This is a genomic window from Microcoleus sp. CZ3-B2, assembly GCF_036705055.1.
In the GTDB taxonomy this organism is placed as follows: Bacteria; Cyanobacteriota; Cyanobacteriia; order Cyanobacteriales; family Microcoleaceae; genus Microcoleus.
In genome coordinates this window covers 1-20,476 of the sequence record NZ_JAUBTN010000086.1, presented here as the reverse complement: position 1 = coordinate 20,476, position 20,476 = coordinate 1, and the positions used below count along the sequence as shown (strand labels likewise).

At 47.1% G+C, this 20,476-nt stretch carries 17 protein-coding genes; 8 read left to right on the top strand and 9 right to left on the bottom strand.

Annotated features, from left to right (window positions below):
* Positions 1–105 precede the first annotated feature (105 nt).
* The 4 genes from QUA97_RS25840 to QUA97_RS25820 form a co-directional block, all read right to left on the bottom strand.
* Positions 106–930, bottom strand: a complete 825-nt coding sequence (locus QUA97_RS25840; RefSeq protein WP_194066998.1) for a M15 family metallopeptidase — start codon at positions 928–930, stop codon at positions 106–108.
* Positions 931–1,394: 464 nt separating this feature from the next.
* A complete protein-coding gene (locus tag QUA97_RS25830) occupies positions 1,395–3,515 on the bottom strand; it encodes a pentapeptide repeat-containing protein (protein ID WP_333197020.1) in 2,121 nt (706 codons plus the stop codon).
* A gap of 59 nt (positions 3,516–3,574) precedes the next feature.
* Entirely contained in the window at positions 3,575–3,985 is a 411-nt protein-coding gene (locus tag QUA97_RS25825; RefSeq protein WP_333197018.1) for a helix-turn-helix domain-containing transcriptional regulator, read from the bottom strand.
* Positions 3,933–4,178 carry a type II toxin-antitoxin system RelE/ParE family toxin gene (locus tag QUA97_RS25820; protein WP_333197022.1) on the bottom strand — a complete coding sequence of 82 codons (246 nt, stop codon included), beginning with the start codon at positions 4,176–4,178 and terminating at the stop codon, positions 3,933–3,935. The genes QUA97_RS25825 and QUA97_RS25820 overlap by 53 nt, the downstream gene beginning before the upstream one ends.
* Positions 4,179–4,904: 726 nt before the next feature.
* On the opposite strand from QUA97_RS25820, the gene QUA97_RS25815 reads away from it, so the two are divergent.
* From QUA97_RS25815 to QUA97_RS25790, 6 genes are all read left to right on the top strand, one after another.
* Positions 4,905–6,377, top strand: a complete 1,473-nt coding sequence (locus tag QUA97_RS25815) for a serine hydrolase domain-containing protein (protein WP_333197016.1) — start codon at positions 4,905–4,907, stop codon at positions 6,375–6,377.
* A 4-nt stretch (positions 6,378–6,381) separates the two neighbouring features.
* Positions 6,382–7,155: a glucose 1-dehydrogenase gene (locus tag QUA97_RS25810; RefSeq protein WP_333197014.1), complete on the top strand. Its 774-nt coding sequence runs from the start codon at positions 6,382–6,384 to the stop codon at positions 7,153–7,155.
* Positions 7,156–7,433: 278 nt separating this feature from the next.
* The gene (gene typA, locus QUA97_RS25805) at positions 7,434–9,224 is read left to right on the top strand and encodes a translational GTPase TypA (RefSeq protein WP_194066995.1); all 1,791 of its coding nucleotides are present in this window, start codon (positions 7,434–7,436) and stop codon (positions 9,222–9,224) included.
* A 328-nt stretch (positions 9,225–9,552) separates the two neighbouring features.
* Positions 9,553–9,708: a type II toxin-antitoxin system YoeB family toxin gene (locus tag QUA97_RS25800; RefSeq protein WP_194066994.1), complete on the top strand. Its 156-nt coding sequence runs from the start codon at positions 9,553–9,555 to the stop codon at positions 9,706–9,708.
* A gap of 181 nt (positions 9,709–9,889) precedes the next feature.
* A complete protein-coding gene (locus QUA97_RS25795; RefSeq protein ID WP_194066993.1) occupies positions 9,890–10,762 on the top strand; it encodes a ParA family protein in 873 nt (290 codons plus the stop codon).
* Positions 10,759–11,205, top strand: coding sequence for a hypothetical protein (locus tag QUA97_RS25790; RefSeq protein WP_194066992.1), 447 nt, complete (start codon positions 10,759–10,761; stop codon positions 11,203–11,205). The genes QUA97_RS25795 and QUA97_RS25790 overlap by 4 nt, the downstream gene beginning before the upstream one ends.
* A 203-nt stretch (positions 11,206–11,408) precedes the next feature.
* Here the strand turns inward: QUA97_RS25790 and hpsL are convergent, their stop codons facing one another.
* Positions 11,409–13,073 (bottom strand): hormogonium polysaccharide biosynthesis protein HpsL, encoded by a 1,665-nt coding sequence (gene hpsL / locus QUA97_RS25785; protein ID WP_194066991.1) that lies wholly within the window; start codon positions 13,071–13,073, stop codon positions 11,409–11,411.
* A gap of 357 nt (positions 13,074–13,430) precedes the next feature.
* Here hpsL and QUA97_RS25780 point away from each other — a divergent pair, with 357 nt between their 5' ends.
* Positions 13,431–14,126 (top strand): alpha/beta hydrolase, encoded by a 696-nt coding sequence (locus QUA97_RS25780; protein WP_228049882.1) that lies wholly within the window; start codon positions 13,431–13,433, stop codon positions 14,124–14,126.
* Positions 14,127–14,145: 19 nt separating this feature from the next.
* Here the strand turns inward: QUA97_RS25780 and QUA97_RS25775 are convergent, their stop codons facing one another.
* From QUA97_RS25775 to QUA97_RS25760, 4 genes are all read right to left on the bottom strand, one after another.
* Positions 14,146–14,316 carry a hypothetical protein gene (locus tag QUA97_RS25775; RefSeq protein WP_194066989.1) on the bottom strand — a complete coding sequence of 57 codons (171 nt, stop codon included), beginning with the start codon at positions 14,314–14,316 and terminating at the stop codon, positions 14,146–14,148.
* On the bottom strand, positions 14,313–15,209 hold the full coding sequence (locus QUA97_RS25770; protein WP_194012161.1) for a succinate--CoA ligase subunit alpha: 897 nt from the start codon (positions 15,207–15,209) through the stop codon (positions 14,313–14,315). Before QUA97_RS25770 ends, QUA97_RS25775 begins: the two co-directional genes overlap by 4 nt.
* 51 nt (positions 15,210–15,260) lie before the next feature.
* Positions 15,261–16,487: a succinate--CoA ligase subunit beta gene (locus QUA97_RS25765; RefSeq protein WP_194066988.1), complete on the bottom strand. Its 1,227-nt coding sequence runs from the start codon at positions 16,485–16,487 to the stop codon at positions 15,261–15,263.
* A gap of 1,343 nt (positions 16,488–17,830) precedes the next feature.
* Positions 17,831–19,339, bottom strand: a complete 1,509-nt coding sequence (locus tag QUA97_RS25760; RefSeq protein ID WP_194066987.1) for a glycosyltransferase — start codon at positions 19,337–19,339, stop codon at positions 17,831–17,833.
* A gap of 377 nt (positions 19,340–19,716) precedes the next feature.
* Between QUA97_RS25760 and ebsA the strand changes: the two genes are divergently transcribed.
* Complete coding sequence (gene ebsA, locus QUA97_RS25755; protein WP_194066986.1) at positions 19,717–20,094, top strand: type IV pilus biogenesis protein EbsA; 378 nt, start codon at positions 19,717–19,719, stop codon at positions 20,092–20,094.
* The last annotated feature ends 382 nt before the right edge of the window (positions 20,095–20,476 follow it).

Genomic DNA, 20,476 nt, shown 5'->3' with positions numbered 1-20,476 from the left:
GGGAGAGAGGGAGAGGGGGAGAGGGGGAGAGGGGGAGAGGGGGGAATTACGAAAATCTTCCTTGATTTTCCCGACAACTGTCAACTGTCAACTGACAACTGACTTCTACTTTTTCAACGAATGAGCTTTGTAAAAAGTTTCGAGGCTTGGCCTGTCGCCCACAAACCGCCAGTGCCAGGGTTCATAACTGACGCCTTGGCGGTTGTTTTTGGGGAAAGACATTTCAAAGCTGAAGGCGGGAGCGTTGGCTTCTAGCCATTTGAATGCTTGGGTATTGTCAAAACTTTGACTGAGGTTAGTTTCGGGGGCGGAGCCGTCGCCAATGTCGATCGCGTAACCGGTATGGTGTTCGCTATATCCAGGAGGGGCGCTGACTTCGGCTCGCTTGGTGGCGTTTTGCCTGCGTTCGGCTTTCACGTCAAAAAATACGTGTTGTTGGTCTTCTACGGAGCGAAAGCCGGATATGGGGGCGAAATAGATCCCTGATGCTGCGGCGGCGTTAGCCATTTCTTGATATTTTGCTGCTGCGGCTTTGCGGAGTTTGATGCCACCGTCGGAGGTGACATTTACCAAGTCTGCGGCTGGTGCTTCTGGGTAAGGCAAGTGTCCCAGCAGGTTGTCTGGGGTTGCGGGTTTTGAGCTAGTAGTTGGACTCGCGACAGATCCCGAAGGCGAACTCGCGGCTGCTGGGTTTTTTTGACTTTGCTCTGCCTGACTGGTGGCTGGGAAAAAGTTAAAGTTGAGGTTCAGCCAAATGCTGACCCCACAGGCTAATGCCGCCAACCCTAGCAGTTTCCAAATCAGCCCTTTTTTCTTGGACTGGCTCGATCCTGCTTCTGGGTATGGGTGGTCTCGCACTGCTTCTGGAATTTCGTCGGCGACAAGCTCCGAGGCTTGCGGGGGTTTTCTTGACAGACTAGCGTTATCCAAGCCAGCTCCACTCCTGCACTTCAATAAGGCTCAACGTTACAAATTGTAGACCGATACGGGCGATCGCACAGCTACAATTGCCGCTGAGTACATATCATCTCTTCCAGACTTCGCCATTTCTCCTCCGCCAACTCTCAAATCTGTTTTAGTTGGGCTCCGATGCCGCCGGTTTTGGTCTAACTGGTTGGTACTGGTTTATTTTAAGTGTCATTTGCTACTTTTGGGCAAAATTTCACAATTGTGCGATCGGCACATCAAACGTCCGCGCCAATTTTAGCAGAGCACGAATTTGTCAGCCATTGCCTTAGCGGGCGATCGGGCATAATTTTTCAGCGTGCTGTAGCGATCGCCCGATCGAGTGGTAATCTCTGTCATAGTCCAACCCTTCTCGGCCGCTAGCTCTGGAAACAGAGTATATTGAGACTTTTTGAATAGATTTTGTTTAGCAAACCCCTTAACTAATTTTATTCGTGAGTAGATCCGTCTGGCATAATTGCGCCAGTGAGCGTAGCATTTTGAAATTCTGCTCCTCCTATTTTTGCATTTGTTAAGTTAGCGCCCGATAAGTCTGCAAAATTTAACCTTGCCGCGCGGAGGTCTGCTGAAATTAGGTCAGCACCACGCAGTTTTGCAGAGTTTAACTCAGCTTGTCGCAAGTCAGCTTCAGTTAAGTCTGCTGTAGTTAGATCGGCACTAACTAATCTTGCATCGTTCAAGTTAACTTGTCTTAAATTAGCTCTGCTCAAATTTATGCTATCCAGTGTTGCTCCCTGAAGTTTGGCCCCACTTAAATTAACATCTCTCAAATCGGAACCACTCAATCTTGCTGAAGTCAAATTAGCCCCTTGTAAATCCGCTCCTATCAATTTAATATTGGTTAAGTCCCTATCAGTTATATCGGCATTTTGTAGCGATACATAAGGAGCAAGTAAATAAGCACCAGCTTTCACAGGATCGAACTCAGTCGGAAATAAAGTTGCTTGATTGCAAATCGCCCCTTGAAGCTGAATACCCTTGAGATTTGCTCCATCAATATTTGCTTCTAAAAGGTTAGAATTACTCAGATTTGCATTTGTCAAATCAGCATTGTTTAAGTCTGCTTTTCTTAAGTATAGCCCGCTTAAGTTAGCTTGACTGAGGTTGGCAGTTGTGAATTTTGTTTGTTGACTGAGTTTAGCACCGCTGAGGTTGGCGCCGTTCAAATCGGCTTCACTAAAATTTGCATTTTCTAGCTTTGCTCCTCTTAAACTCGCCTTACTCAATTTGGTTTTTTCTAGTTTAGCCGATTGTAAATTAGCCTGAGCAAGGTTAGCTCTTGATAAATTAGCCTGAGAAAGATTGGCTGCATATAAATTAGCCTGAGAAAGATTGGCATTGATTAAATTAGCCCGATCGAGGTTGGCACTGGATAAATTGGCATTAGAAAGATTGACACCGCATAATTTAGATTCGCTAAAATTTGTGCCACAAAAAAGTCCATTCCTCATATCTGCTCCGTTTAAAATTGCCCCGCTGAGGTTGAGCCTCTGCCAATTAACACCCCTTAAATTAGCTTGTTTTAAATTAGCTTTACTCAGGTTGATATCAGGAGATAGGTTTTTACCAGTTAGATTAGCACCAGCTAAATTAATCCCCGTAAATTTTTTTTCTCCCTGAGTGTAACGCTCCCAAAACTCCTCAACACTAACAACAGGTTCCAGACATTCCTCAGATTCATCCTCCACATTTTCACAGCTATCGTCTAAAGCAATATTTTCAGCATCCGCCGCCAATCCTTCCAAATAATCAGCTCGATCGATCGCATCCGAACTCGCTGCAAACCGCCCCTCAATTTCCGCCTCACTTAATACTTCGCTGCTGTCAAATCGCTCAATTAATTGGTTGACAATTTGGCAGTCATTGGTGCGAATTCCGATTTCTTTTGCTGCGCTTTCGTCGCTGTTAGTCAGAAAATTGTGACTTCCCAACATGGCAAAAGTCGAATCGCAGACTAAAAAGTTTTCGTGAGTACCCAATAACTTGAGGCGAAATATATCTGGATATTCACTGGCTAATTCTTGCAAATCTGCCAAACCATTGTAGCGCCATCCTTTGCCGATTATTTGCCGATCGCCCAGATAACCCCAGCCCATATCTATCAAACATCCTCGGTTCAAACACTCTCTAATTTTTTGCAGCAATTCATCATTAATGCTGTTACAATTGAGCCAAGGGCAAACAATAATCAGCCGCTCTTTTGCTACTGATAGAGCCTCCACCAACACAGCGCGACTGTTGGCACGATCGCATACTAACTGATACTGAAAGTCTGACTTTGGCTTTTCTGTGTCGGCGTCAAGTTCGATCGGCTGCTCTGAAATGACCGACATATCGGCATTTCCCAAACCACACGGCTGTTGCAGGGACGCAATTTCAGCAGTCAAACTTTCTAGCATTTGCGGTTCGGGGCGATCGTTAAATCGCTGTTCCTGTGCCTCTAACTGCCTCTTAAGTTTGGCTAAATATTTTTTCAGAATAACTTGCTCTTCTTCAAGCTGCAATACTCTCGCGGCTATAGATCCTAAATCTAGTTCGGTTTCTGACATAGTGTTCCCCTGAAATCAAAAAAAACTTTAAAAATCACGTTTGGGAATTTAGCGCCCGTTCAAATATTACCAAATTCCGCCAACTCAGCACCACCAGCAAAATCTTCCTCTTCCCTTTTCTCCCCTGCATCAACCGCAACCGTTAATTTCAATCCCAAAGCATTCAGCCAATGGGCCAAACCATAAATTGTCGCGCTTCCTTCTGGCGACAACAAAGCATCTAATTTTTCTAAATGCAAATTACCATCCTCCGCAGACATATTTGGTTCGCCCAAAGCCTCAAATACATCTCTCATAGCTGAGAGCATTATTCCCATCTCTAAATCGCCTTCTTCCTCTTCTCCAAATATTAGAGAAAGGTAAGCAGCAGAATAGTTTGGATTTTTGAGATTGGAAATTTTAAAAGAATGATAACTATCACTGGTCGGCACTTTGGCGTATTTCATAATCTCTCCAATATTCTTTAGCATTGCTAATGTCTCGATCTTTCCTTTCTTTTATCCCCACCGCACAGCAAAAGCACGATCGCAGATCCACTTGTCCAAAGTAGACTCGGTAGCCTGCGCCATAGTCGATTTTAAGTTCGCAAACTCCTTCTCCAACTGAACGACAGTCTCCCAAATTGCCACTGCTAACCCGCTCAAGCCTCTTGTCAATCCAGATTTTAGCGTTAACATCTCGCAGGGAGCCAAACCATTCGGCAAACGGAACTGTGCCATTTTGTTTGATATAGAACCCATTTGATATCTATTCTGCGTAAATCTCAGAAACCGGGTTTTTCTCTATATTTCTCGTCACGCAACCAAAAACTCCAAGAATACCCGGTTTCTAGCCCCTTGCGTAAATCTCAGAAACCAGTTTCTCGTCACCAAACCCAAAAATTCAAAGATGTCAAATGGGTTCTATAACGCTTAATCTCTTTGGGTTGCACTTCCATAATCTCAAGTTTAGCCGATCGCCCTCACTCACAATAAAAAATCAAACATTACCAAATTAACTTTTCTCTATACCTTTTGCAAAAATCATAAATTATCTGAAATTATCTGAATCTATCTATGTTGCATCGGGCTTGAATCTGCGGTTTAGGTATCGATGACGTGACTTATGTGCAAGTCTTTTTTTCCGAATCTTAGGGTAAAGAGAGGCAGAGCCTCCCGATCTGCATTACCAGGCAGAGCCTGGGTACGAGCAAAAATTCACAATTTATTTGTACTTGTCTCTATCGACCAATAAGGCTATCAAATACAATTTTTTCTCGCACATTAAATTAATAAAATTTGTTTTCAAACTATAATCTATTAGTTTAAAATTTACATTTATGAGTAATTGTGGTATGCGATAATGTAGGGTAAAGAATATAGATTTTAAGTATGTTAAAAATTGCCGAATGTGAGTTATGATAGAAAGTTGGGCTGCGGCGCGCGGCTTGGTTGCCGGCGCAGCGTTTCTTTCGAGGAAAGCAGGATGCGCCTCGCTTTGACTGATTATTTTTTAGGGTTTCTTTTGATGCGAAGTAAAAATAAGCTTTTTTATTACGGATTTACTCTTTCTGCATTTGTTTGTTTATTTGTTTTTTTAGGCATGAGTGTCTTTTCTTTCGCGAGTTCGGCTCAAACCGAAAGCAAATTTCTTTCCGCGCGAGAAAGCGATCCGATCGCAATGGGCTGGATGCAAGGTTTCCCGCCGCCCAAAGACAAGCAGTTGAAATTCGCCGACGGCTCGTTTTTCCAGTTTCCCGCCCTGCGCTGGAGCGTGGCGCACATGAACGAGTTCATGCCCGCCGTCAACGTTTCACGCGGACTGGGCGCGCCAGATCCGCTGCCTTACCGTCTCGATCCACGAATTGACTCGATCGCGTTCCGCCCGCTGAATGCCACGAAAGACATGACATGGGAAGAATCGCTGTGGCAAAACTACACAGACGGCATTCTGGTTTTGCACCGAGGCTCGATCGTTTATGAAAAATACTTTGGTGCGCTGGCGGCCGACAACAAACACGCCGCGATGTCGGTGACGAAATCTCTCACCGGCACCTTGGGCGCAGTTTTGGTCGCCGAAGGCAAGCTGGACGAAAACAAGCGGGTAGCCGAATACATTCCCGAACTCAAAGATTCCGCCTTTGGCGACGCTACCGTGCGCCAAGTGCTGGACATGACGACTGCGCTGCAATTCAGCGAAGAATACGCTAACCCCAAAGCCGAAATCTGGGAGTATTCCGGCGCCGGCAACCCGTTACCCAAACCCAAAGATTACAGCGGGCCCGTGGGCTACTACGCCGCGCTAAAAACGGTGAAAAAGGCCGGCACCCACGGCGAAGCCTTCGGCTATAAAACCCCCAACGCTGACGTAGCGGGCTGGCTGGTTGCCCGCGCCAGCGGCAAGTCGGTGGACGAACTTCTGGCCGATCGCGTGTGGAGCAAAATCGGCATGGAACAGGACGGCTACTATTCGGTGGACGAACTAGGTACTCCCTTCGCCGGTGGCGGCTACAACGCCGGTTTGCGCGACATGGCACGCTTTGGCGAGTTGATTCGCAACCAGGGGCGCTGGAAAGGCACGCAGGTTTTGCCCGCCCGCGCGATCGAAGATATCGCCGGCGGCGGCAGCAAAGCCGCTTTCGCCAAATCGGGCCATCCCGAATTACCAGGCTGGTCTTATCGGGATATGTGGTGGCATACCGGAAACGCCCGCGGCGCTTTTGCCGCGCGTGGCGTGCACGGACAAACGATCTATATTGATCCTGCAGCCGAAATGGTCATCGTGCGTTTCGCCTCCCATCCCATCGCTGCAAACAGCGCTAACGATTCGACTTCACTACCAGCTTACGAAGCTGTCGCCCAGTATTTGATCAAAGGAAATTAAGTTTATGCAGCCTACAACTCTTTTCGATTTGAACGGCAAAGTTGCCATCGTGACCGGCGGCGGCAACGGCATCGGTGCAGCCTGTTGCCGGATGCTGGCTGATTTTGGTGCCACCGTGGTTATTGCCGATTTGAAAGTAGCGGACGCCCAAAAGGTTGCCGATGAGATTGGTGCGGGCGGCGGCAAAGCTTTGGCTGTGGAGTGCAACGTGCTCCGTGACGAAGATTTAATTGGTCTGGTGGAACGCACCATCGCCGAGTGTGGAAGCATTCACGTTCTGGTCAATAACGCTGGCGGCGGCAGTGCCGGCAAAGAAAGTCCGTTCGAGATTTCGCAGCAGCAGTTCGAGCGCCCCTTTCAACTCAATGTTTTCAGCGCGTGGCGACTGTCGCAACTCTGCGCGCCGCACATGAAAAAGGCGGGCTACGGTTCCATCGTCAATATGTCGTCGATGAGTTCCATCAATAAAAGCCCCGCCATCAGCGCCTACGCTGCTTCCAAAGCCGCCATCAATCACATGACGGCAAACCTGGCCTTCGACTACGGCCCGGTAATTCGCGTCAATGCCGTGGGCCCGGGAGCTGTCAGAACGGGGGCCTTGGCTTCGGTTCTGACTCCAGAGGTCGAAGAGCGAATGCTGGCCCATACTCCGCTCCAACGCTTGGGCGAGCCTGAAGACATCGCTGGAGCCGTTCTCTATTTTGCTGCCCCTGTATCTCAGTGGGTCAGCGGACAGGTGCTGTTCGTCAACGGCGGTGGCGTGCAGACGCTGGATTAAGCCTGTGCTCGCAACACTCCTCGGACACTGCACGGCTGGGATTTTATTTCTAGGCAAGTCGGTAAATGCTCGATCGGCTTGCCAGCTCTTTAGTTGCGTCTGCAGGGGCGATCGCCCCCGCCCCTAGTGGTGTTTATTATAAAAAAGATCCGTAATAATGCTGGCGTCTGTAGGTCAGGCAAAATGTCAATTCGGCAGAGCCCGATCGTCCCTTGACTGAATGCGCTACAATTATTAAGAAATTTTTAGTTAAATTCGTTTAACGTCCCAGACGCCTTATGAGTCTTCCCATTCGCAATGTAGCCATCATCGCTCACGTCGATCACGGCAAAACCACCCTTGTAGACGCTCTCCTCAGACAGTCCGGAATCTTTCGCGAAGGTGAAGACATCCCAGATTGCGTCATGGACTCCAACGACATCGAGCGCGAGCGCGGCATTACCATCCTGTCCAAAAACACCGCTGTCAGGTACGGAGAAACCCTGATCAACATCGTCGATACCCCCGGACACGCCGACTTCGGCGGCGAAGTCGAACGAGTTCTCGGCATGGTTGACGGCTGTTTGCTGATCGTAGATGCCAACGAAGGCCCGATGCCACAAACCCGGTTCGTACTCAAAAAAGCCCTCGAAAAGGGACTGCGCCCGATCGTCTTTGTCAACAAGATCGATCGCGATCGAGCAGACCCCCACAAAGCCGTTGATAAAGTTTTGGATCTGTTCCTCGAACTAGGTGCTGACGACGATCAGTGCGAATTTCCCTACCTCTTCGGTTCCGGCTTAAGCGGTTACGCCAAAAAACACCTCGAAGACGAAGGGGTAGATATGAAGCCCCTCTTTGAAGAAATCCTCGACCACGTACCACCCCCAGTCGGCGACCCCAACAAGCCACTACAACTGCAAGTAACCACCTTAGATTACTCAGAATACGTCGGCCGCATCGTCATCGGCCGCATCCACAACGGCACGATTAAAATCGGTCAACAAGCAGTTTTGATCACCGAAAGCGGCGCGATTGTCAAATCAAAAATTAGCAAGTTGATGGGCTTTGAAGGTCTCAAACGCATTGACATCCCAGAATCTTCGGCTGGCAATATTGTCGCCGTTGCCGGTTTTGCAGATGCGTATATTGGCGAGACAATTACCTGTCCCAACGACCCGCAAGCGCTACCTTTAATCAAGGTAGACGAACCAACTTTGCAGATGACTTTCTCGGTGAACGATTCGCCGTTCTGCGGTCAAGAAGGTAGTTTGGTCACATCTCGCCAAATTCGCGATCGGCTAATGCGAGAACTCGAAACCAACGTCGCCCTGCGCGTCGAAGAAACCGAATCTCCCGACAAATTCCTCGTATCCGGCCGTGGCGAACTCCACCTCGGAATCCTAATCGAAAATATGCGTCGCGAAGGATACGAATTCCAAGTATCTCAACCGCAAGTAATCTTCCGCGAAGTCGGCGGTCGTCCCTGCGAACCCTTTGAATGTTTGGTGTTAGACGTACCCGAAGAAGCAGTCGGCGGCTGCATCGAACGCCTCGGTCAGCGGAAAGCAGAAATGCAAGATATGCACGTCAGCAGCACCGGCCGCACTCAAATCGAATTTTCAGTCCCCGCTCGCGGTTTGATTGGATTCCGAGGCGAGTTCATGCGCTTGACTCGTGGCGCTGGAATTATGAACCACAGCTTCCTGGACTATCGCCCCCTCGGTGGAGAAATTATCGCCCGTCGCAACGGAGTATTAATTTCCTTTGAAGAAGGAACTGCAACTACTTATTCACTGAAAAATGCTGAAGACCGTGGCGTATTTTTCATTACCCCTGGAACCAAGGTTTACAGAGGGATGATTATCGGAGAAAACAACCGAGATGACGACATGGAGCTGAATATTTGCAAGTCGAAGCAGTTGACAAACCACCGCGCATCTGGCGGTGAAGAATTGGCGCAATTGCAAGCACCAGTCGATATGAGTTTGGAGCGCGCTTTGGAATACATCGGTCAGGATGAATTGGTGGAAGTAACACCGAAATCAATTCGCTTGCGGAAGTTGTCCAAGAAGTTGGTCAAACGCTAAAACAAATTAAGGGCTGGTAATTTTTCCAGCCCTTATTGTCAACTTTAAACTACTCTATTTAAAGGCAATATTAATCATTTTAACTTAATCAAAAATAGGTAAAAACGATGTCAACAGTTTATCGTTTAAAAGCCAGGGAACTAGATAGTAATTTTTGAGAACAAATCCCAGCGATTTTTGGAGATAGAGAGATTGAAATAAGTGTTTCATAATGCGATGAAACCGAATATCTTTTGAAATCGGAAGTCAATAAAAACAACTGTTGAAAGCTCTTGAAAATGTTAAAAAAAAAGCACAATTTAGTTGAAGTCGATCTACAGGATTTGCAATGAACAGAAGAATTATTTTTGAATCTTCTGCTTTTGCAGATTTTAATGAATGGGTAAAATTAGACAAAAAGATTTATCGCAAAATTGTAGAATTGATTAAAAATATATATCGATCGCCCTTTGAAGGATTGGGCAAACCAGAACCTCTGAAATAGGAGTTAAATGGCATTTGGTATTCTGTCTTTTTAGGTTGTTCTACTTAGTCAATGATATATTATCAAAGTATCCTTTTTAGATCGATTGGCATATCGTGACCCTAGTATACGATCGCGCGCTGAACAAAGTCACACAATATGTTTTAATTTATATTTGAGCAAAATTAAAGCAAGCCCAGCCATGAGTCCTAAATCCATAGCCGTAATCAACTTCAAAGGCGGAGTCGGAAAGACCACCGTCACTTGGAGTCTAGGAAATATTATATCCCAAGGAACCGACTTAGAAGTCTTGATGTTAGACCTAGACCCGCAAATGTCCCTCACAGAGGCGATCGGGCTTAACGAAAATACAGGTCATTTAGATGATAAGTTTGGTAAGTGGTACGAACAATCTCTCAAGCACAGACTCACAATTTACGACGCCCTCGAAGTCTTTAAAAAAGCCGGACAAAACTTTAAATTTCCCGTTGGTTTCGACACGATTTATCAGATTGACGAACAATTACATTTTGTCCCTTCAGTTGAAGAATTGTATTGGTTGGATTTAGATGGATTTGAGGGAAAAAGTGTTAAAGACTTCATCCGCCAATTCATCGGCAAAATCGCCAACTCTCCCAATCTCCCCAAATACGACTTGATGCTTTTTGACTGTTCGCCTTCCTTCAGTCTCCTCACCTATAGCGTACTCTCTTGCTGCGACTTAATATTAATTCCCGTCAACCCAGATTATTTTGGTTCTAGGGGATTGAGTTTAGTTTTAAACTCTCTCCAGAAACGGATTGAACCTTATCCGTTTCCCAAGATAGCAGTGTTTATGAATAAAGCTAAAACCTATGGAGGATTGCTAACAAATGAAGTTCAGTTTTACATGAGAGAAGTCAAGAGACTTTGCGCTGAGATATCCAAAGACAATAACATAGAAGTGAGATTTTTGGAATCGACTATTCGGGAAAGCGTTGGGTTGAAACGGGCGATTAATGAGGGAGAACTGCCACGAGAATTAGTTAGAGAGTTTGAGCAACTGTGGCGCGAGTGTGAGGAGTATCTGAAATGATTAAAAAAGAGATTTTTGCTGCTAATGAGCAAGAAAGTGGGGGGTTAGTTGATGAAATTGGCGAACTTAAGGAAATCTTGCGGGAGGTTTCCAAAAAATTAACCAGGATTGAGGCTCAAGTTAAGCGGGGAGTGCTTTCTGCTGCGTCTAAAAATTCGCAGTTATCTACGGCTGCTGATGTGAATAAGCCTGCTAATTTATCGGCAGGAAATGTTTTAGAAGTTTATGAAGAACTGCGTTTGCAAGCTAAGAAGGGTCATGAATTAGAGGTGAGGCAAAAATTGTCGGCGATGAGTGCAACTGACTTGAATTTGATGTGTTGCGAGTTGGGGATGCCACCAAGTAGCAAGAATCCATCTCGAAAAAAAATGTTTGAGCTAATTATTGGTAGAATTAAACAGAGTTTGATGCTGTCGCGACATATCGATCGACAAACGCTTTAAAAATTAGTATCTGAATCGAAAAAATGGGTTTTAATTTGCATTTCTAGCTGGGATATGGAATGGCATACACAATAAAAACGGCTCGTAGTGCGGACTGAATTCCGCTTTTATGCTGCGGGTTCAAGCCCGCACTACGAACCTGGCTTAATGATTGTATTTGTTCGACTGAAGATGATATTAGAGCGTTTCCGATATAACGTTGCTCAAATTGGAGTAGATGCCATAATTTTTTTCTCCTTTAATTGGTGGTGAACTTCCAACTCATCTCCCTCAAGTTCCAAGTGTTTTTCATCCTGCACTTGTTTGTCAATTTTGGGCAACTTTAAAATCGCCCCAGCCAAAACCCAGTAATACACCGATACTGGATCTACATCCAGCGGATAGTATTGAGGATTGATCGTAATAAATCCCACAAACACCCAAAAACTAGCTCCGTAACTCCGCAAATTTTTGTCTTTCACAGCACGGTAAGCTCGAAAAGTTAGAAAAGCTAAGTGTAAAAGCATGATTTGAAAAGCAATCATTCCCGGATAACCTAGTTCGTACATCAACTTAGGTTGGAAAGTCTCAATTAGCTGCGTGAAACCAAAGATCCGCGTTGAATTAGTAGCTCGTCCCACACCTCTACCGAGAGGTTTGTCAATGATAAAATTGTGGCTCTGCTCGAACTGATTAAACAGAAACTGCTGGGGCGGTGCAGCATTCCAGCGGTCAACAAAACTCTCCCACCGCTGTTCGACAACTCCCGGATTAGTTGCTGCACCGAAAAACAGCAGAATTGCCAATCCTGCACCGATGGGAATAAATCGTTTGAAATTAACAAATTGACCCGTGAGAACGAGCAGGATAGCGGTGGTAGCTGGAACCATAACTAAAGCTGCTCTTTGACCGGAAATAACTGCATTGGCAAATACTAATGCCATGCCAAATAAACCGATAACTCGCCACCAGAATGAAGGATCGCAAAAGGCTGAAGCAAAGGTTAAAAAAGCATTAGAAATTAAAAACCAAGCCCACTGCCAAGGAGCTACAAAAGTTCCCGGTAAGCGGATAAACTTGACTTCGGGACTGAATACCAGAGAACCTCCGACAAAACATCTAGCTTGCAGCGTGGCTTTATATAATTCTTCTCCGGTCATGCCTCTGGTGCCGGCGCACTTGCCACTTTGCAGCAACAGGTATTGAATCAAACCGAGAAGACAGCAGGCGATCGCCAAAACTACGTGCATTCTACCAAAAAACACCAAATCCTTTTTAGTACGGATCAGATAATAGGTACAAGCAATCAGCGGTATGTAACCTATCAATACTTTTAAGCCGAGAATTGCTTGCAGAATGGGTTTGTCGCCCTTCATCGGGTTGAGCTGCATTTCCCCGTTGACAAAAATTAAAGTCAGCATTGCCATCATCAACAGGATGCTGAAGGTTGAAAGCATTTCTTTCGGAATAAACAGGGGTAACTGTTTCTTTTTGCAGCTTTGAATGAGGGCGATGAGAGCGGGTATGTAGAAAGCATCTTTGGCTACTTGAAATGCAGCATTCCCGCCGCCAATTGCGTAAGTAATTGTACCGCTAAAAGGGAGGTAAATTAGAAAACTCCACAAAGCTTGACGGGGGTATTTGTAGGAAAACTGCAAGATAGCTACAGCAACGCCTCCTGCAATCGCAATCTTAGGGCGGGCTACGAATAACAGGGGGATGCTGACAGCAACGCTGACCAGGCAGCAAATGACGATCGCCTGTACTAATTCATTGCGCTTTTCTGAAGTTTTGCGTTTTTGTGCGGCTACTTCTTTTTTGCTGAGTGCTGTTGTTTTTTCGCTGTGCTTGTGTTTAGATTTTTTGGATTTGCGCTTGGTTTTCAACATAACTTCTAGAAGGGATTTATGTAGAAGGCTGAAGGCACTCTGATGTAGCAGGCTAGAGATGTATAGCATTTCTCATAAAGATCAGGTGCCGCTGGGCATAGGCCAAACCGGGAATAGGGCATACCTCACCACGCTTGACAACCGCTATAGAAGGTAGAATTAATAGAATCAAAAATATTTTAGTAAGTGTGGTTATTTATACTTAAAGTCGATCGCGCGCCAAAAGATCGATATAGATTGTGCGCCTGACTGGGGCGGGCTTAACTGACACTCGCGACCTTGTAAAATATGACGGCTGCATCATCTATAATGTACAAATCTCGAAAGCATAATTTTAATCGATCGCTGAAACTGAATATGAAGTTAACAAAATTTGTATCGATCGCCATTGCCCTGTTTGTTGGATCGAGCGCCAGCATATTATCTAGCAACAGTAAAGCATTGGGGGCCGAAAAAGTTGTCCTGACATTTGGCCCGATCGCACAAACCATAAATATCAGCGACTTAGAAAACTTTGCTAAAAACGGCACAACGACACCAACCATCAAACAAATTATCGGGTTCTCCAAAATGGACCCACAAGTGCTGCAGGGATTGATGAGTCTAGAAATCGGTTTAAAGCCCGCTATTCTGGCGAGGGTAGTTTACAGCACCCCGGGAGAAAAAATTACGGACGAAATCGGTCAAGCAATTCGGACTCACCGCCGCACAGAAAGTGGCAAAGCCCTGCGGGCTGCGGTGATTCTGGCGTCCGGCGACGACGGTAGGCTGTCGCTGCTAGAAATCCTGAAAAAGTATCCTCTGCCGCAGGTTTACGTAGATGTTGCCAGCCTTGCGGCCACAGTTGGGAAAGTTCAGGGTTTGGTGGGGAACGTGCAAAGCCTGCTGCAAGAGTCGATGCGCGAGACAACTCGGACAACTCGCACCGAAACTCCGATCGCACCTCGTCCCAGCCTTCCGCCAACAACTCCGCCTCCGGCACGTCGTCCCGCACCCGTACCCCTACCAGCACCTGCACCACAGCCTGCGAGCCCTGTCAGAGGACTTTGGTAAGAAACGAAAATTTAATAATTTAAGCATCTCCTACAGTCTTCTCTCTTGTAAGTTTCCAGAGCAAAGGAGGCAGAGTATCGCCTATCTGCATTACCAGGCAGAGCCTGGTAACGAGCAAAGGAGCAACGAGCAAATGGGGACTTGGATTCGGAACGATCGAGCCAATTGGATTTTGGGCGATCGCAATCATTTTTTCTTCAGCAATTTTTTAAGCAACTTAGGAACCTCCGAAGGCCGAGCCGCCACGGGTATTTCCGCCTCTTCAAAGGCAGCCATTTTGTTATCGGCCTTAATTCCAAAGGCTTTCTGGGCTGCAGCGCGAGAACTGATCAAAATGCCCGCGTGGCCCAAAGACGGGCCCTTGGGAACATAGTGTCCGGCGAGATAAGCAACTACGGGTTTGTCTATTGCCGAAGCGATGTAAGAAGCTGCAGCTTGTTCGCTCCAGCCGCCCGCTTCTCCCACCAACACTATCGCCTCCGTACAGTCGTCTTCGTCCAAAATTTGCAGCCACTGCATAAACGACGAACCCAGAATCGCGTCGCAGCCAATACAAACCGCCATCGACTGCCCCAATCGGGCCCCAGTCAGTTCTAAAGCAATTTCGTAAGTCAAAGTGCTGCTGCGGCTGATGACCCCGATCGAACCGGGAGTGTAGAATTCTTTGGGGTGAGTGCCCAATAGCAGTTTGTCGGGGACAATAATCCCCGGACTGTTTGGCCCGATTAACAAAGTTTCGGTGGCCTCTGCTTTTCTGACTAAGCGCACCATATCCAGAGGAGGCACTCCCCCGGTGACGATCGCGATTTGTCGAATTCCTGCGGCGATCGCTTCTTGAGCCGCATCCAGCACCGAATAACGGTCTACCAAAATTACCGCAGTGTCAACGTTACCCACTGCCGCCACGGCTTGTTCTACCAAATCAAAAATCGGAATTCCCTCCACCTCCTGCCCGCCTTTACCGGGACTGACACCGGCGACTACATTAGTGCCGTATGCTTTCATCATCAGGGCGGTGCGGGTTGACGCTGGAGATTCTGTAATGCCCTGTACTAGGACTTTGCTTTCAGGAGTTAAATTCATTTTTTGCCATTTGACAGTCCTTCACACTCGTCTTTTGCCGATCGACTGCCGCTACTTGGCCGAGGCTACAGAAGCGGCCGCAGCCCGATCCAAACTGCTAACTAGCTGCACCGGCAACTCTCCCAAACGCTTTTTTACAGCATCAGAATCGATATCTACCAGACGCAGCACAACTTGGATGTGGCGGTTGGCGCGAGCTTTCCGTTCCAAATAGCCGGCTACTGCGGCGGTGATTTCCTCAGTTTTGGAGGCGCGGGCCAAAATATTTACCAGTATCACCTTAACGTTTTTATTTTGAGCGACTAACTCCAGGGCCAATTCCGCGCGATCGCGCAGGGCATTTGCTGTATCGTAGCGGTTTAGAGAACCCATATTCACAAAATTAGCTGGTTTTCCTCCTTGGTGGGCTACAGCATCCAAAGTTGCCATTGTCAGGCCCATTCCGTTGCACAAAATCCCGATATTCCCATCTAGTTCGATTAATTGCAAAGATTCGGAATTCGAGATTGGGGATTGAGATTTTGCGTCAAACTCCGCGGAGTGCGGGGCCGGAGAGTGAGAATTGTGACTCGCGCCCCCATGGGGATTTCTCCTGTTTCCTACGAACCCGCTGCTTTGGTTTTTACCCGAGAGTGCGGCCAAGTCTGGATGCCGCCCCAAAGCATCGTCATTGGCGGTGACTTTACCGTCTAAAGCCATTACCTCTCCCGTAGGACTGATGCCGAGAGGATTGATTTCTACTAAATCTAAATCTTTTTCGACAAACAGTCGGTACATTTTCTCGACGATCGCGCTCACCGATTGAATCAAGTCTCCCTGCAATCCCATTTTCAGCATCAAACGCCGCGCGTAGAATGGCGAAAATTCTTGGTCTACCGCAACTTGCTGCATTTTGTCGATCGACCCTTCAACATCCATACCTCCTTCTCTCGAACCCAGAAGTACCGGGCGTCGCGCTACGGGGTCTAGGAGTACCGCCAAGTAAAGTTCTTGGTCAGCGTTGTACTTAGCTTCGGCCAGCAGGACTTGGGGATATTCAGACTCGATCGGCAAATTAAAAATTGTTTGAGCAGCAGCAACTGCATCGATCGTATTTTCCACAAATTTAATACCACCCGCCCGGCCTCGTCCCCCAGCGCGCACTTGCGACTTGAGTACAACTGGGTAGGGAATTTTCAGTCCCTTGAGGTCGGCGGGATTATCAATCCGTTGTGATGGCAAAATCGGAATTGCCATCTGACGGAATAAAGATTTAGCTTGATACTCTAACAAATCCATTTTTAACTGAATGTGAGTGGGAAGTCCCGCACCCTACCTGTACTCAGGTGGGTGACGGGATGAAAACGAACCAGAAACAAGTTGAGCGATAGCGAATCAGTGATACAATTGCACTATCTTGACCACTATCCTCCTAGGCGAAAACCAAGCTAAACGGAGCGTGTAGCCAGAAAAAGTATGGGTCTTAGGAACTAGGACTCCTGCCTGTGGAGGGAAGATCAGACTACTTGCTTCAACGGATAGCAACAGCACATCCCAATGAATCAGGAAGCCAGTGCTGTATGCTACGCATCAGCGTCTGGTAGTTCACTAACGGGTGATATCATTTCCGGTCGATCTTCGTAACAAAAACGGTTCGCGCGTGCGGACTAAAGTCCGCTCCCGGATTGCCTGTGCAAGTCCGCACGCGCGATCCAATTTTATCGTTGTGAATCGACCGGATGCGATATGACTGGTAGTTGGCAACAAGCAATTGGCCGTAATTGGCAATTCATAATTATTAGATAATAATTGGTTTTTTGTCAAGTCAAAACTCAAATATTCTGGCTTTTAATTTTTATTTTTAGACTTTTGTATAGCCGATTACTTATTCGCAACAGATCGCCCATCGCCGATTACTTAATCGGTTTTGGAGTGTTTTTGGCGATCGATAAATCAATTGCCAAATTTCACTGTCCGATCGGGCGGCGATATATAACCTTCGCAAAAAAGATGTTCCGCAACCGATTTGCACTTGCCGTCAGTCGATTTTAAATACTTCGGCTTCTCTAGTCATTGGTCATTGGTCATTAGTCATTGGTCATTGGTCATTAGTCATTAGTCATTGGTCATTGGTCATTAGTCATTGGTCATTAGTCATTGGTCATTAGTCATTGGTCATTGGTCATTAGTCATTAGTCATTGGTCATTAGTCATTGGTCATTGGTCATTAGTCATTGGTCATTAGTCATTGGTCATTGGTCATTAGTCATTAGTCATTGGTCATTAGTCATTGGTCATTGGTCATTAGTCATTGGTCATTAGTCATTGGTCATTGGTCATTAGTCATTGGTCATTGGTCATTAGTCATTAGTCATTAGTCATTGGTCATTAGTCATTGGTCATTAGTCATTAGTCATTGGTCATTAGTCATCAGGCAGAAGAAGGAAAAACGAAGAAGGAAGAAGGAAGAAGAGATATAGCGGTTCTCATAAAAGTGAGGTATGCTTTTAGGCCCGATGCCCGATGCTTTTAGGCCCGATGCCCGATGCTTTTAGGCCCGATGCCCCATGCCCCATGCCCCATGCCCCATGCCCTATGCCCTATGCCCTATGCCCGATGCTTTTAGGCCCTATTAAATGGATTTACTTAGCAGCCCCTTGATGGACAGTTTTGACCCATTTTAGCCGCTTGGGACGCACCGCAATCCGAGCCGTCACAGTCCCCACCAGCAGCCAGTGCAACATATACACAGTACCCCGTAGCGTTTGCAGGAAGGTGACAAAAACTCTTTTCACCTCAAATTTCGTCTCTTTGCGAGTGCGACGCAAACCGACAAACATTCCCACCAGCGACAAGGTAAGGGTCATAAAAGTTATGGGACTGGCTAGAGGCATCCGGCGCAGTGCAATTGACATCAAAAAGTCGGGTAGCGCTACTGTGGGCAAGAAATATTGGGATACCCAAAATCCAAATAAATCCCAAGTTTTCCCGATTCCCATGCGGTTTTGCAAAATAAGCTGCCAGTAGTCAAGATAGCGCTGATAGCCGCCTTCTGCCCAGCGATTGCGCTGGTGCCACAGAGCCCTAGCGTTGGTGACTCCTTCTTCTAACACCGCTGGGAAAGGCAAAAATTCAATGTCCCACTGGTCTAGGTGCAGCCTTAGGGTCAAATCTAGATCGTCGGTAATCGTTTCCTCGTTCCAGCCGCCGCAGCTTTCTAAGGCGGTGCGGCGCATGAATTGGCCGTTACCGCGCAATTCTCCAATGCCGCCGATCGCAGTCCGCTGCTGCTGGAAAAAACTGTCGAGAGCCATTTCTGCTTCTTGGCCGCGAGTCCACACATTCACCGCAGCATTGGCGATGGCTTTTCTGACTTGCACCGCCCCTACTTGTTCTCGATCGAATACCGGCAGCACTCGGCGCAGCAAATCCGGCGTTACCGTCGCGTCGGCGTCAAATATTCCCACAAATTCGCCGCGAGTCAGCGGCAAGACTTGATTTAGGGCTCCCGACTTGCCGCCGCTGGCATTGACTCCTCTGCGAAATACTTTAAGTTGCGGGTATTTTTTGGTTAGCTGTTCCAATACCAGTGGCGTACCGTCGCTGCTGCGATCGTCGATCGCCCAAAGTTCGTAACGGTCGATCGGATAATCTAAATTGCAGATTGATTCTACCAATCGGGCAATCACCGCTTCCTCATTTTTCGCCGCCACCAGCAGCGAGACATAAGGCCAATCTTCTCGACTTTCATCTGAAAGAGGAGGGAGTGCGGGTTTGGGCCCGGCAAACAAAACTCGCAGCGCTTGCATCCACAGCAGCCCCGTCAACCCCCACACTACCCACGCACCCCAGGAAATCAAGTGCAGGGCGATCGTCCCTCCCCAAACCGCAGTCAGCACTACCGCAGCTTTTGCTCGCCTTCCCCGGTAAAGATTTTGAGGAAAAGACGGAGAACCCGGCACAGACACCGCCACCGGGATCTCTGATGAAGTTTCCGCGTCAAACACCCTGTCCCCCATGTCTGGTATGGCAAATATTTTGCTTGCCTTCGAGTTCGAGGTCAAACTATTGAGCTCTTCTCTAGCTAAATCAGGGATTTCCAAGTTAAGCTCGGTGCGAGCGTCGTTTTCTGGCCAAGAACTCTCCTGCATAGGTTACTTGATTAAACAACCAATAGTTTTTGATTTTATAGATAAGTATTTACTGTATCAGTTTCTGGGCTTTTGTCGAAAGCAGACGCTGGCACGCTTGCAGGAAAACCCTCTGCTGGTTTGACCCGCCCAAAAACGGATACTGTCGTGCCACGTACAGGAGTTTTTCGCTGTCCCAAATTTTCAACCCCTGTTCGAGCCTGCTGATTCAGGGCGCTGCAAGTAAATCTAAAATCTAAAACTCGTAAACTCGCGAAGCCCAAGTATCTAAAATTTAAAATTGGCTGGCTTTTGCTTGCGCTTAGCCTAGAATATCTGCTAGTTTTTGCAGAGCAGCTCAACTAATCTGCTAGTAGTAATTATCAGGATGTGGAAATATGTCTCTTCCTCAACTGAAGCCAGCCGACGACAAAGAAGTGAAAGTCTACGCTCCTTTCTGTCAGGAGCCCCGGCGCAAGTTTTTGCCGCACGCTATCGCTCTCTACAAGCTCAAAAGCTTGGAGGGGGCCCGAAAAGTTGACGGCGGCGAGGACGTGCCGTTTGTCGCTAGTTGGAATATTTCGTCGCTGCCGATCGATTTGACCCGCTGTCGGGTGTTGTTTGACGGCAATGCTGAACTCAGCTATGAAGTAACGATGCAAAGCTCTGAATTTGTCACTTGTTTAATTGAGGTACTTTTGACTTTTCAGCGGACTCGTACTAGCGTCGATTTTTCTAAAACGTTTTACCGCAAGCTGATGCGAATGGATGATTAACTTTCCCCGCGCCGGCACTCCCGAAAGCCTGCAATTGAATTGTGCTATAACTGGCGCACCAATCGTGTAATGCTACCACTGACGGCGACATTAAACGATCGCTGCGCCAGTTCTATTATTGATGCTCAATAGAATTGATATCGTTTCCGGTTGCATCGGAATCATAAAATCGAGTCAGCAGTCAGTAGGGGCGGTGGATGGTGCGGGCCCGCCCTCTTAATTTAACAGTCAACAGTCAGCAGTCAACAGTCAACAGTCAACAATCAACAGTCAACAGTCAACAGTCAACAGTCAACAGTCATGTATCATTGGTAACAAGTTAAGCTTGTATGCCAGTTGTCAAGGGGAGTTCAGAAGATTTCTCAAAGAAAAATTGATTCTG